General features: G+C 69.4%; 14 protein-coding genes. 11 read left to right on the forward strand and 3 right to left on the reverse strand.

What is annotated here, in order from left to right; translation table 11 throughout:
* Nucleotides 1-151: 151 nt before the first annotated feature.
* Genes MSG_RS08125 through MSG_RS08135 form a run of 3 tightly spaced genes read left to right on the forward strand, consistent with a single transcriptional unit; the run spans nt 152 to nt 4,380 of the window.
* Nucleotides 152-1,531, forward strand: coding sequence for an ammonium transporter (locus MSG_RS08125; RefSeq protein WP_096438634.1), 1,380 nt, complete (start codon nt 152-154; stop codon nt 1,529-1,531).
* Nucleotides 1,528-1,866 carry a P-II family nitrogen regulator gene (locus MSG_RS08130; RefSeq protein ID WP_096438636.1) on the forward strand — a complete coding sequence of 113 codons (339 nt, stop codon included), beginning with the start codon at nt 1,528-1,530 and terminating at the stop codon, nt 1,864-1,866. The genes MSG_RS08125 and MSG_RS08130 overlap by 4 nt, the downstream gene beginning before the upstream one ends.
* 45 nt (nt 1,867-1,911) lie before the next feature.
* Nucleotides 1,912-4,380 carry a [protein-PII] uridylyltransferase gene (locus tag MSG_RS08135; RefSeq protein ID WP_096438638.1) on the forward strand — a complete coding sequence of 823 codons (2,469 nt, stop codon included), beginning with the start codon at nt 1,912-1,914 and terminating at the stop codon, nt 4,378-4,380.
* Between the two features lie 3 nt (nt 4,381-4,383).
* Here MSG_RS08135 and MSG_RS08140 read toward each other — a convergent pair whose 3' ends face one another.
* Nucleotides 4,384-6,123 (reverse strand): DEAD/DEAH box helicase, encoded by a 1,740-nt coding sequence (locus MSG_RS08140; protein WP_096438640.1) that lies wholly within the window; start codon nt 6,121-6,123, stop codon nt 4,384-4,386.
* A 159-nt stretch (nt 6,124-6,282) separates the two neighbouring features.
* Nucleotides 6,283-7,089, reverse strand: coding sequence for an alpha/beta hydrolase (locus tag MSG_RS08145; protein WP_096438642.1), 807 nt, complete (start codon nt 7,087-7,089; stop codon nt 6,283-6,285).
* Nucleotides 7,090-7,183: 94 nt separating this feature from the next.
* On the opposite strand from MSG_RS08145, the gene ffh reads away from it, so the two are divergent.
* The 5 genes from ffh (at nt 7,184) to MSG_RS08170 (ending at nt 14,107) form a co-directional block, all read left to right on the forward strand.
* Nucleotides 7,184-8,761: a signal recognition particle protein gene (ffh, locus tag MSG_RS08150; protein WP_096438644.1), complete on the forward strand. Its 1,578-nt coding sequence runs from the start codon at nt 7,184-7,186 to the stop codon at nt 8,759-8,761.
* Between the two features lie 13 nt (nt 8,762-8,774).
* The gene (locus MSG_RS08155; RefSeq protein ID WP_096438646.1) at nt 8,775-9,860 is read left to right on the forward strand and encodes a metal-dependent hydrolase family protein; all 1,086 of its coding nucleotides are present in this window, start codon (nt 8,775-8,777) and stop codon (nt 9,858-9,860) included.
* A gap of 53 nt (nt 9,861-9,913) precedes the next feature.
* Nucleotides 9,914-11,641, forward strand: coding sequence for a serine/threonine-protein kinase (locus tag MSG_RS08160; RefSeq protein ID WP_096438648.1), 1,728 nt, complete (start codon nt 9,914-9,916; stop codon nt 11,639-11,641).
* A 62-nt stretch (nt 11,642-11,703) separates the two neighbouring features.
* Nucleotides 11,704-13,503 carry an N-acyl-D-amino-acid deacylase family protein gene (locus tag MSG_RS08165; protein ID WP_373421142.1) on the forward strand — a complete coding sequence of 600 codons (1,800 nt, stop codon included), beginning with the start codon at nt 11,704-11,706 and terminating at the stop codon, nt 13,501-13,503.
* 1 nt (nt 13,504) lies between these two features.
* Nucleotides 13,505-14,107, forward strand: coding sequence for a TetR/AcrR family transcriptional regulator (locus tag MSG_RS08170; RefSeq protein WP_096438652.1), 603 nt, complete (start codon nt 13,505-13,507; stop codon nt 14,105-14,107).
* Here the strand turns inward: MSG_RS08170 and MSG_RS08175 are convergent.
* Nucleotides 14,104-14,985 carry a D-alanyl-D-alanine carboxypeptidase family protein gene (locus tag MSG_RS08175; protein ID WP_096438654.1) on the reverse strand — a complete coding sequence of 294 codons (882 nt, stop codon included), beginning with the start codon at nt 14,983-14,985 and terminating at the stop codon, nt 14,104-14,106. The two genes, MSG_RS08170 and MSG_RS08175, sit on opposite strands and share 4 nt — an antisense overlap.
* Nucleotides 14,986-15,145: 160 nt before the next feature.
* Here MSG_RS08175 and MSG_RS08180 point away from each other — a divergent pair, with 160 nt between their 5' ends.
* The 3 genes from MSG_RS08180 to MSG_RS08190 are packed head-to-tail and all read left to right on the forward strand — an operon-like array spanning nt 15,146 to nt 16,017.
* Nucleotides 15,146-15,325: a hypothetical protein gene (locus MSG_RS08180; protein ID WP_096438656.1), complete on the forward strand. Its 180-nt coding sequence runs from the start codon at nt 15,146-15,148 to the stop codon at nt 15,323-15,325.
* The gene (locus MSG_RS08185) at nt 15,322-15,567 is read left to right on the forward strand and encodes a hypothetical protein (protein ID WP_096438658.1); all 246 of its coding nucleotides are present in this window, start codon (nt 15,322-15,324) and stop codon (nt 15,565-15,567) included. The genes MSG_RS08180 and MSG_RS08185 overlap by 4 nt, the downstream gene beginning before the upstream one ends.
* A 30-nt stretch (nt 15,568-15,597) precedes the next feature.
* Nucleotides 15,598-16,017, forward strand: a complete 420-nt coding sequence (locus tag MSG_RS08190; RefSeq protein WP_096444224.1) for a nuclear transport factor 2 family protein — start codon at nt 15,598-15,600, stop codon at nt 16,015-16,017.
* The last annotated feature ends 19 nt before the right edge of the window (nt 16,018-16,036 follow it).

Below are 16,036 nucleotides of genomic sequence, written 5' to 3' on the forward strand. Positions count from 1 at the left end.
GAAACACGGCGGCCCCCTCTGCGAAACAACGATTGCGCAAGGTTCTGGATCAAGCCGTCAGGCACATGTCTGATGGCCGTTCAGGCCGACCGGAGGTGAGCGAGTGAGTTTCCCGCAATTGGGCCAACCAGATACGGGTGATACCGCCTGGATGTTGGCGAGTTCCGCGCTGGTGCTTTTGATGACGCCGGGTCTGGCGTTTTTCTACGGCGGCATGGTGCGCACCAGAAGCGTGCTCAACATGATCATGATGAGCATCAGCGCCATGGGCGTGGTCACCGTGCTGTGGGTGCTCTACGGATACTCATTGTCATTCGGCAACAGCAAGGGCGGAGTCGTCGGCAGCCCGGGAGACTACTGGGGGCTGAAGGGGCTCATCGGCGGCAATGCCGTCAAGGCCGATCCGAGCAAGGCACAGGCGGCCGTTGACATCCCGCTCGCCGGCACGATGCCCGCCACCGTGTTCGTGGCCTTCCAGCTGATGTTCGCGATCATCACCGTCGCCCTGATCTCCGGCGCGCTCGCCGACCGGCTGAAGTTCAGCGCCTGGCTGGTGTTCTCCGCATTGTGGGCGACCATCGTCTACTTCCCGGTCGCGCACTGGGTGTTCGCGGCCGACGGGTTCGCCTCCGAGCACGGCGGTTGGATCAACAACAAGCTGCACGCCATCGACTTCGCCGGCGGGACAGCGGTGCATATCAACTCCGGTGCGGCGGGCCTGGCGCTGGCGATCGTGCTGGGTAAGCGCAAGGGTTGGCCTACCACGCTCTTCCGCCCGCACAACCTGCCGTTCGTGATGCTCGGCGCCGGGTTGCTGTGGTTCGGCTGGTTCGGATTCAACGCCGGATCGGCGACCACCTCCAACGGTTCGGCGGGTGCGACGTTCATGACGACGACGATCGCCACCGCCACCGCCATGTTGGCCTGGTTGCTGGTCGAGCGCATCCGGGACGGGCACGCCACCACGCTGGGCGCGGCCTCGGGCATCGTGGCCGGGCTGGTGGCCATCACGCCGTCCTGCTCGTCGGTCAATGTGCTCGGTGCGCTGGTGATCGGCTTTGTTGGCGGTGCGGTGTGTGCGTTGGCGGTGGGACTGAAGTTCAAGTTCGGCTTCGACGACTCGCTGGACGTAGTCGGTGTCCATATGGTCGGCGGTTTGACGGGCACGCTGCTCGTCGGTCTCGTCGCGGCCCCTGAATCAACAGCGATTAACGGGGTTACTGGGGTCTCCAAGGGCCTGTTCTACGGCGGTGGCTGGGCGCAGCTCGAGCGTCAGGCGGTCGGCGCGTTCACCGTTCTCTTCTACTCCTTCATCGTGACGCTTATCCTGGCCCTTATCTTGAAATACACCATCGGGATTAGGCTGAGTGCCGAAGACGAGGCCGGCGGCATCGACGAGTCGGAGCACGCAGAAACCGCTTACGAGTTCGCAGTTGTCGGGGCCTCGTCCATTCCTCACCGGATCGGTGGCGAGGAAAACGCTAACGGACAGGACGACGCAGTCAAGAAAGTGGAGGCAGAGACTTCATGAAGCTAGTCACCGCGATCGTGAAGCCGTTCACCCTCGACGACGTCAAGACCGCCCTTGAGGAGGCGGGCGTCCTGGGGATGACGGTCAGCGAGATCCAGGGCTACGGACGGCAGAAGGGTCACACCGAGGTCTACCGGGGGGCGGAATACTCGGTCGATTTCGTGCCGAAGGTGCGCATCGAGGTCGTCGTCGACGACTCGATCGTCGACAAGGTGGTGGACGCCATCGTCCGGTCGGCGCGCACCGGCAAGATCGGCGACGGCAAGGTCTGGGTCAGCCCCGTGGAAACCATTGTGCGGGTGCGCACCGGTGAACGCGGGACCGATGCCCTCTGAGGCCAGCCGCACAACGCTGAAGCAGGCCGGACGGGCCGGGAGGGTATGACAAACCCACCCGACCCGTCCGGGTCATCTGGAGCAGGAACGCAAAGCGCCAGCGGGGCAGCCGATCTGGCTGCCTCGCGGCGCCAGCTGCTGTCGGAGGGCCGCGAGCTGGGCGCCGCCGAGATGCGCCAGGCCTGGTTGGATCTGCACGAAACCTGGCTCACCGCAAAGGCCGCCGAACTTGGCATCACCGACGACGGCGACTTCGCGCTCGCCGGGGTCGGTGGCCTGGGCCGTCGCGAGTTGTTGCCGTATTCCGATCTGGATCTGGTGCTGTTGCACGACAACGTGTCCGACGACATGCTGCAACGGGTCGCCGACGGGCTCTGGTATCCGTTGTGGGACGCCAATGTTCGCCTCGACCACAGTGTGCGCACGGTCTCCGGGGCGCTGGGCGTCGCGAACGAGGACCTGACGGCCGCCCTGGGCCTGCTGGATGCCCGTCACATCGCCGGTGCGCAGCGGTTATCGGACGAGCTGATCGCCGGGGTTCGCAAGCAGTGGCGCACCGGGATCCGGACCCGGATGGACGAACTCGTCGAGACGACATACGCCCGCTGGCAACGGTGTTGGCGGATCTCGCAGCGTGCCGAGCCGGACCTCAAGTCGGGCCGCGGCGGCCTGCGCGACGTCCAGCTGCTCGACGCGCTGGGCGTCGCGCAGCTGATCGACCGCCGCGGCATGGGCCACGTCGACGCGCCCGGCGGTTCGCTGGACGCCGCGTATCTGACGCTGCTGGATGTGCGCACCGAGCTGCACCTGGTGTCCGGCCGCGGACACGACCAGCTACTGGCGCAGTTCGCCGACGAGGTCAGCGCCGCGCTGGGCGTAGGCGACCGCTTCGCGCTTGCGCGGGTGCTGTCAAATGCCGGGCGTACCATAGCCTTTCACTCCGAGACTGGGCTGCGCACCGCGCAGAACGCGCTGCCGCGACGCGGTATCTCCGCGCTGGTTCGGCGTCCGAAGCGCCGCCCGCTGGACGAGGGCGTGCACGAATACGACGGCGAGATCGTGCTCGCCCGCGAAGCGCAACCGGAAAAGGACCCCGGTCTGGTGCTGCGGATTGCCGCCGCGTCGGCCAGCACCGGTCTGCCCATCGGGGCGGCCACGCTGAGACGGCTGGCCGACAGCGTGCCCGACATGCCTACGCCGTGGCCGCGGGAGGCCCTGGACGATCTGCTGGTGGTGCTGCTGGCCGGCCCCACCCTGGTGGACACCATCGAGGCGCTCGACCGCACCGGCCTATGGGGCCGGCTGCTGCCGGAGTGGGACGCCGTCCGCGATCTGCCGCCGCGCGATGTGTCGCACAAGTGGACCGTTGACCGTCACATCGTCGAAACCGCCGTCAACGCCGCGCCGTTGACCACTAACGTGGCCCGCTCGGACCTGCTCGCGCTGGGGGCCCTGCTGCACGACATCGGCAAGGGCCGCGGCGTCGACCACTGCGTGCTGGGCGCGGATCTGGTGGTGCCGATCTGCGAACGGCTCGGGCTGCCGCCCCAGGACGTCGACACGCTGTCGGACATGGTTCGCCATCACCTGCTGTTGCCCATCACGGCGACCCGCGGCGACCTGAACGACCCGAGCGTCATCGAGGCGGTTTCCGAAGCGCTGGGCGGGGATTCGCAGCTGCTGGAGTTGCTGCACGCGCTGGCCGAGGCGGACTCGAGGGCCACCGGGCCCGGGGTGTGGAGCGATTGGAAGGCCTCCCTGGTGGCCGACCTGGTGCGCCGCTGCCGGCTGGTGATGGCCGGTGAGGCGCTGCCGCAGGCCGAACCGACCACGCCGCACTACCTCTCGCTGGCGGCCGACCACGGGGTACACGTCGACATCACGCCGGGCGAGGGCGAGCGCCACCATGCGGTGATGGTCGCGCCCGACGCACGGGGACTGGTGTCGAAAGCCGCTGCGGTGCTTGCCCTTAACTCGCTGCGGATTCACTCGGCGACGGTCAACGTCCACGAGGGTGTGGCGATCGCTGAATTCGTGGCGTCGCCGCTGTTCGGGTCGCCGCCGGCCGCCGATCTGTTGCGCCAGCAGTTCGTCGGCGCGCTGGCCGGCGATATCGACGTGCTGGGCATGCTGGAACGGCGCGAGACCGAGGCCGCCAACACGGCACAGGCCCGTGCCGGCGAGATCCAGGCGGGCGCGCCGCTGACGCGGTCGACGGCACCGCCGCGCATCCTGTGGCTCGATGCCATCGCGCCCTGTCAGCTGGTGGTCGAGGTGCGCGCGATGGACCGGATCGGGCTGCTCGCCCTGCTGGCGCAGGCGCTGGAGCGGGCCGGCGCCGACATCGCGTGGGCAAAGGTCAACACCTTCGGCTCGACGGCCGCCGACGTGTTCTGCATGGCGATACCCGCGGACTCGGACGCCGTTGCCGCGCAGGCCGAGGTGGAAAAGCAGCTGTTGGGCGTGCTGGGGGTCTCGCAAGAGGCCGTGGTGCACGAGGCCGCCGCCGAATGAGCGTCAGGAACGCTCCGAATTCAATTGGTGCAGAGCAACAATGCGCTCCTTGAGCTGATCGCGGGTGGCCGCGGCGATCGGCGGCCCGCCGCAACGCCGGCGCAGCTCGTTGTGAATCCAGCCGTGTGGTTTGCCGGTGCGGTGATGGGCTATCGACACCAACGTGTTGAGTTCGCGGCGCAGCTCGCGCAGCTGCCCGTGCATGGCCCCGGATGTCGCCGGCGCCGGCGCGGCGTGGCCGGAGGCGGCACGCTTTTGTAGCTGCTCGTCCTGGCGGCGGCCCAGCAGGGCGCGCATCTGGTCGACGTCGAGCAGCCCGGGGATGCCGAGATAGTCGGCCTCCTCTTCACTGCCGGCCGGGGTGGCGGTGCCGAACGAGGACCCGTCGAAGATGACCTGATCCAGCTCGGCGTCGGCGCCCAGGGAGGTGAAACCCTTTTCCTCGTCCGTCTTTTCGGTCTGCTCGCGCACGGCCGGATCGCTGAGCAGCGGGTCGTCGAGCGACTCGCGATGTGGTTGACCCAGCACGTGATTGCGCTGCGCCTCCAGCTCGCTGGCCAGCTGCAGCAGGTTGGGCACCGAGGGAACGAAGATGCTGGCGATCTCGCCGGGGCGGCGCGACCGCACGAATCGCCCGATGGCCTGCGCGAAGAACAGCGGTGTGGAGGCACTGGTGGCGTAGATCCCGACCGACAGGCGCGGCACGTCGACGCCCTCGGAGACCATGCGGACGGCGACCAGCCAGCGGCTGGTGCCATCGGCGAATTGGCTGATGCGCTCGGAAGATCCGGGGTCGTCGGACAGCACGACGGTGGGCGCCTCGCCGGTCAGCTTCGTCAGCAGGGTGGCATACGCGCGGGCCGCGGTTTGGTCGGAGGCGATGATCATGCCGCCGGCATCGGGCACGTGTGTGCGCAGCTGCCGCAGCCGTTGATCGGCGGCCGTGATCACCGCGGGCATCCATTCGCCGGCCGGGTCCAGCGCGGTGCGCCACGCCCGCGCCGTCTGCTCGGCCGACAGTGGCTCGCCGAGGCGGGCGGTGTGTTCCTCGCCGGCGCTGTCACGCCAGCGGGCTTCCCCCGAATAGGCGAGGAACACCACGGGACGGACCACGCCGTCGGCGAGGGCCTCGGAGTAGCCGTAGGTGTGGTCGGCTTCGGATCGCGCAATCCCGTCGGCCCCGCAGGTGTAGGTGACGAACGGGATCGGGCTGTCGTCGCTGCGAAACGGCGTGCCCGTCAGGGCAAGTCGGCGGGTCGCGTCGGAAAACGCTTCGCGGATGGCGTCGCCCCACGTCTTGGCGTCACCGCCGTGGTGAATCTCGTCGAAGATGACCAGCGTGTTGCGCTGCTCGGTGCGCACCCGGTGCAGCGTCGGGCGGGACGCGACCTGGGCGTAGGTCACCATCACGCCGTGGTACTCCGGCGACGTCGCGGCGCTGGTGTTGGAGAACCTCGGGTCCAGCGCCAGGCCGTGACGCTGCGCGGCCTGCGCCCACTGCACCTTCAGGTGCTCGGTGGGCACCACCACGGTGACCTGCTCGACGACGCGCTGCGCGAGCAGCTCGGCGGCCACCCGAAGCGCGAAGGTGGTCTTGCCGGAACCCGGCGTCGCCACGGCCAGGAAGTCGCGGGCCTGTCCGGTGAGGTACTTGACCAACGCGCGGCGCTGCCAACCGCGCAGCGGGCTCCGGCCGGCGGCGTGTCCTTCCAGGGGCGCGTCGGCGGTGCTGACCGGCTGCATCGACTGCGTCCCCCGTAGCTGATCTGGCGCGCCGTCGACGGCCACGCTCCGACAAGTCTTGCGCCCGGCCCGCGATGCTAGCTCGCCGCGGCGACGAGTGTGAAATGTAGCATGGCAACGCTTTTCGGCGGGGCAACGACGCAAACGGATCTGGCGAGGTTATCGCGAGAGCTGGGACGGGCCGGCCAGGTCGCGGCTGCGCAGCCAGGTGTCGATGCGCTCGGCGACGTCGGCCCAGCCCGGTTCCAGCATCATGTTGTGCCCCATGTCGAAGAATTCCGCCTGGGTCGCATACGCGCGCGCCGTGGCGAGTACCGAGCCGACGCTGACGAAGCCGTCGCGCGCCGCGCCGAGCACCAGCATCGGGGTCGTCACGCGTTGCGTCTTGACCCGGCGGAACATCGGGTCGGTCCTCGCCGCGCGGATGCTCTCCGGCCCGGCGCGGTGCCAGCAGGATGCGACGATGTGTTCCGGCGTGTCCTTGCAGAAGAGGTACTGGCGGGCCAGCTTCTGGGTGCGCAGGAATCTGACCAACGTGGGGTCGTTGAACGAGTGCACGGTCATCCACGGGCGGCGGCGCCAGACGCGCAGCGAGGCCCCGAGCACACCCGACGGCGGTAGGGAGCCCACCAGCACCCCGGCCGCGGCGGTCCGGTCTTCCAGGTAGCGCTGGATCGTGTAGCCGCCAAGGGAATGACCGATGAGCACCGGCGAGCCACCCAGGTCGTCGGCGACCGTGCGGACGTCGTCGATGTAGTCCTCGACCGAAACCCGGTGCAGGGGCTTGTCCGTGGGGCTGGTGCCGTGCCCGCGCAGGCTCATCGCGACCGCGCGGTAGCCGGCGTCGGCGAAGTAGTCCAGGAAACCGTCGTCCCAGCACCAGGCGCCGTGCCAGCCGCCGTGCACGAACAGCAGCGGCACCGGATGCGCCTGGGTGGCCGATCCCTTGTCGATCACCTCGAGCATGATGCAGACCTTTGCTGGCGGGCAACCGGCCGTCAAGGTGGCCGGCCAACCAGCGGGACACTGCTGCGACGGTCGTGCCCGCTAGGCTTGCGGGGTGTTTGAATCGCTGTCCGACCGGCTGACCGGTGCCCTCGCGGGTCTGCGCGGCAAGGGTCGACTGACCGACGCCGATATCGATGCCACCACCCGCGAGATCCGGCTGGCGCTGCTGGAAGCCGACGTATCGCTGCCGGTGGTGCGCGCGTTCGTCGGCCGGATCAAGGAGCGCGCGCGGGGCGCGGAGGTGTCCGGCGCGCTCAACCCTGCGCAGCAGGTGGTCAAGATCGTCAACGAGGAACTCATCGGCATCCTCGGCGGCCAGACCCGGCAGCTGGTCTTCGCCAAGACGCCGCCGACGGTGATCATGCTCGCCGGTCTGCAGGGTTCCGGTAAGACCACGCTAGCCGGCAAGCTGGCGTTCTGGCTGCGCAACCAGGGACACACGCCGCTGCTGGTGGCCTGCGACCTGCAACGCCCCGCCGCGGTCAATCAGCTGCAGGTCGTCGGGCAGCGGGCCGGCGTCCCCGTCTTCGCGCCGCATCCAGGCGCTCCGCCTTCTGGCCCGGACACCGGGCCAGAAGGCGACCCGGTCGCCGTCGCGGCCGCCGGCCTGGCCGAGGCGCAGGCCAAGCACCACGACGTCGTCATCGTCGATACCGCCGGACGCCTCGGCATCGACGACGAGCTGATGAGCCAAGCCGCCGCCATCCGCGACGCCATCAACCCCGACGAAGTGATCTTCGTCCTGGACGCGATGATCGGTCAGGATGCGGTCACCACCGCGGAGGCGTTCCGCGAGGGCGTCGGCTTCACCGGCGTGGTGCTGACCAAGCTCGACGGCGACGCCCGGGGTGGCGCCGCGCTGTCGGTCCGCGAAGTCACCGGCGTGCCAATCCTTTTCGCCTCCACCGGCGAGAAGCTGGAAGACTTCGACGTCTTCCACCCCGACCGCATGTCCAGCCGCATCCTGGGCATGGGCGATGTGCTCAGCCTGATCGAGCAGGCCGAGCAGGTCTTCGACGCCGAGCAGGCCGAGGCCGCCGCCGCCAAGATCGGCTCAGGCGAGCTGACGCTGGAGGACTTCCTCGAGCAGATGCTCGCCATCCGCAAGATGGGGCCGATCGGCAACCTGCTGGGCATGCTGCCCGGCGCCGGCCAGATGAGGGACGCGCTGGCCGAGGTCGACGACCGACAGCTCGACCGGCTGCAGGCGATCATCCGCGGCATGACGCCGCAGGAGCGCGCCGACCCCAAGATCATCAATGCGTCGCGGCGGCTGCGGATCGCCAACGGCTCGGGCGTGACGGTGGCCGAGGTCAACCAGCTGGTCGACCGCTTCTTCGAGGCCCGCAAGATGATGTCGTCGATGCTGGGCGGCATGGGCATCCCGGGCATCGGCCGCAAGTCCGCGACCCGAAAGGCCAAGGGCGCGAAAGGCAAGAAGGGCAAGAAGGGCGCGCGCGGCCCCACCCCGCCGAAGGTCAGAAGCCCATTTGGGCCCGGGGCGCCTGGGATGCCGGGCTTGCCGGCCGGGTTCCCCGACATCTCGCAGATGCCCGACGGCCTCAACGAGCTGCCGCCCGGGCTGGCCGACTTCGACCTGTCCAAGCTGAAGTTCCCGGGCAAGAAGTAGCCGCGCGGTGCGGATGCACGTGCGGGGCCGGGGGCTGCCCGACGAGACCGAGCTCGAACTGTGGATCGTCGACGGCCGCATCAGCGTCGAGCCGGTCGCCGGCGCCGTCACGGTATTCGGCTCATCGGGTTTTCAAGGCTGGATCTTGCCCGGGCTGGTCGACGCCCACTGCCACGTCGGCCTCGGCGAGCACGGCGAGATTCCGCTCGACGACGCGATCGCCCAGGCCGAGATCGAGCGCGACGTCGGCGCGCTGCTGTTGCGGGACTGCGGCTCGCCCACCGACACCCGCAGCCTCGACGACCGCGCCGACCTGCCCCGGATCATCAGGGCCGGAAAACATCTGGCACGACCCAAGCGGTACGCGGCCGGCTTCGCGCGCGAGCTGGACGACGAATGGCAGTTGCCGGAGGCGGTGGCCGAGGAGGCCAGGCGCGGCGACGGCTGGATCAAGCTGGTCGGCGACTGGATCGACCGAGAGGTCGGCGATCTCGCGCCGCTGTGGTCCGACGACGTGCTCAAGGCGGCCATCGACACCGCGCACGCGCACGGCGCCCGCGTCACCGCGCACGTCTTCAGCGAGGACGCGCTGCCGCCGCTGATCACGGCCGGCATCGACTGCATCGAACACGGCACCGGGCTCACCGACGACGCCATCGCGCTGATGCTGGAGCACGGAACCGTGTTGGTGCCCACGCTGGTCAACATCGTCGAGAACTTCTCCGGCATCGCCGGGGCCGCCGAGCAGAAGTATCCGAGATATGCCGCGCACATGCGCGACCTGCGCGCCCGGGGCCTGGCGCGCATCGGCGCGGCCCGCGAGGCCGGCGTGCCGATCTACGCCGGCAGCGACGCCGGCACGATGGTCGCGCCGGGGCGCATCGCCGACGAGGTCGAGGCACTCAGGGAAATTGGGATGAGCGCCACCGAGGCACTGGGCGCGGCGTGCTGGGATGCGCGTCACTGGCTGGGCCGGCCTGGCCTCGACCACGGCGCGTCCGCCGACCTGCTGTGCTACTCGCAGGACCCGCGACTGGGACCCGGCGTGCTGAGCCGACCTGATCTGGTGATCCTGCGCGGCAAGACCTTTCGCCCATGAACAGGTCAAGTGCTGGCCGCGCGCGGTGCCGCGCCGGCGGATAGGATCGCGGGATGGCGTTAGCCAGCGGCGCGACGTTCGCCGGTTACGTCGTCGCACGGAGGCTGGGGTCCGGGATGACCGGCGATGTGTACCTGGTCCAAGACCGACGATCGGCGCGCTGGGCTGCGCTGAAGATCCTCGCGCCCGCGTGGTCGTCAGACAGCGAGTTCCGCGGGCGGTTCCACTGGGAGACCCCGCTCGCGGCGAATCTGCGGCACCCGCACGTCGTCGAGGTGCACGACCGCGGCGAGTTCGAGGACCGGCTGTGGATCGCGATGAACTACGTGGAGGGCATCAACGCCGCGCAGCTGATGACCGATCGCTTCCCGGCTGTGTCGCCGCTCGACGAGGTGCTGGCCATCCTGACCGCCGCGGCCGACGCCCTCGACGAGGCGCACCACCGCGGGCTGCTGCATCGCGACGTCAAGCCGGCCAACATCGTGCTGACCGGCCGCGGCGAGGGCGAGCAGCGGATCCTGCTGACCGATTTCGGGATAGCCCGCGGGCCGGACGACGCCACGCCCGGTGACCCCGTCGGCTACACCGCGCCGGAACAGTCGGCGGGGGCGGTGATCGACGGGCGCGCCGACCAGTACGCGTTGGCGGCGTCCGCCTTCCACCTGTTGACCGGTGCGCAGCCGCGGCCCGGCACCGACGCCGCACCGCCGCGGCTCAGCGACCAGCGCCCGGAGCTGGCGGGTCTGGACGCCGTGTTCTCCCGGGCCCTGGCCGCCGATCCCGCCGACCGGTTCCCCAGCTGCCGCGCGTTTGCCGACGCCGCAAGTGAACGCGGCGGTATCGCGCTCGGCGACCACGGCCCCGGCTCCGCGTCCGCCGCCGAGTACCTCACCTGGCCCGACCTGGAGGACCTGGCGGATGTCCGCTCGGCGGCCAAGCCCGCGGCGCGGCAAAAGGAGGCGACCGGCCCGGTCAAGCGGCCCGCGCCCAAAGTGGTGACGCCTCGCCCGACCGACTCGACGGCGGGTCCGGCCGCGTCGGGTCGGCAACCGGGGGAGCGCCGCCCCGCGTCGCCGCGCAGACGCAGCCCGCGCCGGGTCGTGCTGACCGCCGTCGCGGTGCTGCTCGTCGCCGCGCTGTTCGTCGTCGCCTTCCTTGCCGCGCGCCGGATGGATGTGAAAGCCGTCCAGGCCGCCGATGCCACCTCCGGCACGCCGGCACCGACCCCGGCCGCCGCGCCCACTTCCCTGGATCCGCCCGCGCAGCCCGCCCCGCTCGACGGCACGTACCGCCTCGAGGTCGACCGCACCAAGCAGACGTACAACGACATCCCCGACCCGCAACCGCCCGACGTCACCAGCTGGTGGGCGTTGCGCTCCTCGTGCACCCCCAGCGCGTGCAGCGCGGCCGGGGTGCAGATGGACGACGCCGACCGCAGCCGGGTGAAGGCGCTCGACGGGCAACCGGTCATGTTGGATTTCCGCGACGGCAGCTGGGTGTCGCGCCCGACGACCGGCAGGTTTGCCTGCGTCGGGCTCACCGGCGTGCCGTCCAAGCAGGTCTCCACCCAGGTGTTGACGCTGCGGCCGCAGCCGTCCGGGGAGCTCACCGGTGAGATGACGCTCACCGTGCAGAGCAATGCCTGCCGCCAGCAGGGAGCCGTGATCCGCGCCCCCGCGGTCGCCACCCGCACCGGCGATGCGCCGCCCGACATGATGCTGCCGGACCCGGTGACGATCTCCGACACCGCCGCGCCGAGCCCGCAGGGCCCGCACCGCTGAGGCGCTCGAGAAAAAGATTGCGAGCACTTGCTATCTATGTTAGCGTCGGGGCATCGCCAGCCCTGGAGGTAGCAGTGACGTACGACGTGATCATTCGCGATGGATTGTGGTTCGACGGCACCGGCAGCGCGCCGCAGACCCGCACGCTCGGTATCCGCGACGGCGTGGTGGCCACGGTCAGCGCCGGGCGGTTGGACGAGTCCGGCTGTCCCGAGGTGATCGACGCCGCCGGCAAGTGGGTCATGCCGGGCTTCATCGACGTGCACACCCACTACGACGCCGAGGTGCTGCTGGACCCGGGGCTGGGCGAGTCCGTGCGCCACGGCGTCACCACCGTGCTGCTGGGCATGTGCTCGCTGTCGACGGTCTACGCCGACTCCGAGGACGCCGCCGATCTGTTCAGCCGGGTAGAGGCGGTGCCGCGCAAGTTCGTCCTCGGCGCCCTGCAAGCCAATCGGACCTGGACCACCGCCGCGGAATACATCGACGCCATCGACGCGCTGCCACTGGGGCCGAATGTCAGCTCGCTGCTTGGTCATTCGGACCTGCGCAGCACGGTGTTGGGCCTGGATCGCGCCACCGACGCGACGGTCAAGCCCACCGACGCCGAGCTGGAGAAGATGGCCGGGCTGCTCGAGGACGCGCTCGAGGCCGGGATGCTCGGCATGTCCGGCATGGACGCGGCCATCGACAAGCTCGACGGCGAGCGGTTCCGCTCGCGCGCGCTGCCGTCGACCTTCGCGACGTGGCGGGAACGGCGCAGGCTGATCAAGGTGCTGCGCAAGCGCGGCCGGATCCTGCAGAGCGCGCCCGATGTCAACAACGCGATCACCGCGGTGCTTTTCTTCCTGGCCAGCAGTCGAATCTTCAACCGGCGCAAGGGGGTTCGGATGAGCCTGCTGGTCTCTGCCGATGCCAAGTCGAATCCGCTGGCGGTCTACATCTTCGGGCCCGCGGTGCGACTGGCGAACAAGCTGCTGGGCTCGAGCGTCCGGTTCCAGCACCTGCCGGTGCCGTTCGAGTTGTACTCCGACGGGATCGATCTGCCGGTCTTCGAGGAGTTCGGCGCGGGTACCGCCGCCCTGCACCTGCGCGACCAGTTGCAGCGCAACGAGCTGCTGGCCGACACGGAGTATCGCCGCAAGTTCCGGCAGCAGTTCGACAAGATCAAGCTCGGCCCGTCGCTGTGGCACCGCGACTTCCACGACGCGGTCATCATCGAATGCCCCGACAAGTCGTTGATCGGCAAGAGCTTTGGCGCGATCGCCGACGAGCGTGGCCTGCACCCGCTGGACGCCTTTCTCGACGTGCTGGTCGAAAACGGTGAACGCAACGTGCGGTGGACCACCATCGTGGCCAACCACCGGCCCAAGCTGCTCAACGCGCTGGCCAACGAATCCAGTGTGCACATGGGCTTTTCGGATGCCGGTGCGCACCTGCGCAACATGGCCTTCTACAACTTCGGAGTGAAGCTGCTCAAGCGGACCCGCGACGCGGCCCGGGCCGGCGCGCCGTTCATGTCCACCCAGCGTGCGGTGTACCGGCTGACCGGCGAACTGGCGGAGTGGTTCGGGCTGGACGTCGGGACCCTGCGGGAGGGCGACCGCGCCGACTTCGTGGTGATCGACCTGGCCGGCCTCAACGAGGCGGTCGAGGGCTATTACGAGGAAGCGGTGCCCTTCTACGGTGGCCTGCGGCGCATGGTCAACCGCAACGACGACGCCGTGGTCGCAACGGGGGTCAACGGGGCGGTGGTCTTCCGCGCGGGTGAGTTCCGCGACGGGTACGGCCGGACCGTGCAGTCCGGCCGTTACCTGCGGGCCGGCCAACGGCGGCCCGCGGCCGCGAAGATGCCCGCCTGAGATGGCCCGCACCCAGCAACAGCGCCGCGAGGAGACGGTCGGCCGGCTGCTCGAGGCCGCGATCGCCAGCATCGTCGAGGTGGGCTACGCGCGCGCCTCGGCGGCGGTGATCACCAAACGGGCCGGGGTGTCCGTGGGCGCCTTGTTCCGGCATTTCGAGACGATGGGCGACTTCATGGCGGCGACGGCATCGGAGGTGCTGCGCCGCCAGGTGGAGTCGTTCACCAAGCAGGTCGCCGAAATCCCCGCCGACCGGCCGGCTTTGGAGGCGGCGCTGGTGATTCTGCGGGATCTCACCAGCAGCTCCACCAACGCGGTGCTGTACGAGCTGATGGTCGCCGCGCGCACCGACGACAAGCTGGGTGCCCATCTGCGCGACGTGCTGGGGGAGTACGCCACCAAGATCCACGACGCCGCGCGCGCACTGCCCGGCGCGGAAGCCGTCCCGGCCGAGACGTTCCCGGTACTGGTGGCGTTGCTGACCAACGTCTTCGACGGGGCCGCCCTGGTGCGCGGCCTGCTGCCGGACCCCGGTATCGAGGAGGACCGAATCGTGTTGCTGTCGAAGCTGATCGGCGGCCTGGTCCCGGATGAGCAACGCTAGAGCGAGCCGATGCTCGACGACGGGTCGAGGGCGAAACCCCAGTCGAACAGGCTGCCCGCCTGATCCCAGTACGTCGGGCCGCCCGGCTTGAGCAGCCCGTACATCATGGCGACCACCAACCGGCGGCCCCCGCGGGACGCGGCGCCGACGAAGGTCTTGCGGGCCGCGTTGGTGAATCCCGTCTTGCCGCCGATGGCGCCGGGGTAGCGGGTCAGCAGTTCGTCCTGGTTGGTGATCAATTCGTCGCCGTGGTCGCCGGGGAACATCGCCGACGGCTCGGCGGTGATGTGGGCGAACATCGGGTTGGCCATCGCGGCGCGGAAGATCACCGCCAGGTCGTGCGCGGTCGATGCCCCGGAGCCGCCGAGCCCGTCCAGGCCGGACGGCGTCACCGCGTGCGTGTTGACCGCGCCGAGCGAGGCCGCCTTGGCGTTCATCTTGGCGACCGTCGCGTCCGGACCGCCCAGCAGGTGGGCCAGCGTGTTGGCGGCGTCGTTACCCGAGACCAGCAGCAGGCCGTCCAGCAACTGGCGGGCGGTGTAGGTGCGGCCGGGTTTGACGCCGACGCAGTTGCACTCGACCTGGGTGTCGGCCACGTCGGCGACCACGGTGGAGTCCAGGCTGACTTCGTCCAATACCACCTGCGCCAGCAGCGTCTTGATGGTGCTCGCCGGAGGGTGCGGCACGTTCTGGTCGCGGCCGGCCAGCACCTGACCGCTGTCGAGGTCGGCCAGGATCCAGGTCTGGGCCGGGCCGTCTGGGATGGGCACCGAGCCGATCGGTTGCATGCTGTCGGCGGACGCGGTAGCCACCCCGGCGGCCAGAGCGCAGGTTACGACGGCAACCTGGGCTGCGATCGCGGCGATGAGTTTCCGCATGGGGCCAAAGTTTAACGTCCGGCCGACGTCGCGGGCGCCACGGCGGGGCCGTGCACAAGGATTCGGGTCGCGGTGGGCGATGTGCCGTGGGGTGCGGTTTGGTTCGAGTGGTCATGAAGGCCGCCCACGCCTTCCTTGCCGACGCACTCGGTGGTGGTCAATGACGGTCAGTGGAAGCATATTCCGCGCGAAGCTGACGGTCGTCGCATCATTTGCACAGCACTTCTTCCTCGAGAATCTCGCGGTGCGCCGCGACCGTTCAATCCTGGTGACGGTGGTGGCGCACGGCAGCATGGCCGACGACTTCTACATCGACGAAACGCCGGTGTCGCCTATGTGACCAACCATCGCGAGAACACCATCGACCGAGTGCCGTTGGAGCCGGCCGGGCGTCGCCGGGCGCGCGTCGTCGTGGTGGGTGATCCGTTCGATGAGGACTGCATCGGACCGTCGAGCGCCGCGTGGGGACGCGGACCCGACGACTTCGGTCGCCGCGCCTATGTCACCAGCGATGGAGGCACCACCGCGCCGCTCCCCGACGGCACGGTGCGGCCCGCCAAACTTTTGCGGGTCGAATTCTGACCGCTGCCCGGGGTGGCGTTCAATCGAGGCATGTTGAGCCTGGCCGAAATTTCCGACCGTCTAGAGATCCAGCAGCTGATGGTGGATTACTCCACCGCCATCGATCAGCGCCGGTTCGACGATCTGGACAAGGTGTTCACCCCGGACGCCTACATCGACTACACCGCCCTGGGCGGTATCGAGGGGCCCTATCCGGAGGTCAAGAAGTGGCTGTCGGAGGTGCTGCCGACCTTTCCGGTGTACGCGCACATGCTGGGCAATTTCTCGGTGCAGATCGACGGGGACAAGGCGTCGTCGCGGATGATCTGCTTCAACCCGATGGTGCTGCCCGGCGACTCCGACCAGGTGCTGTTCTGCGGGCTCTGGTATGACGACGAGTTCGCCCGCACCCCGCAGGGCTGGCGGATGACGCGGCGGGTCGAGACGAAGATCTACCAGAAGGTGCAGTAGCGATTTCTGTCGGAAGCCG

It is taken from the genome of Mycobacterium shigaense, assembly GCF_002356315.1.
Taxonomy (GTDB): Bacteria; Actinomycetota; Actinomycetes; order Mycobacteriales; family Mycobacteriaceae; genus Mycobacterium; species Mycobacterium shigaense.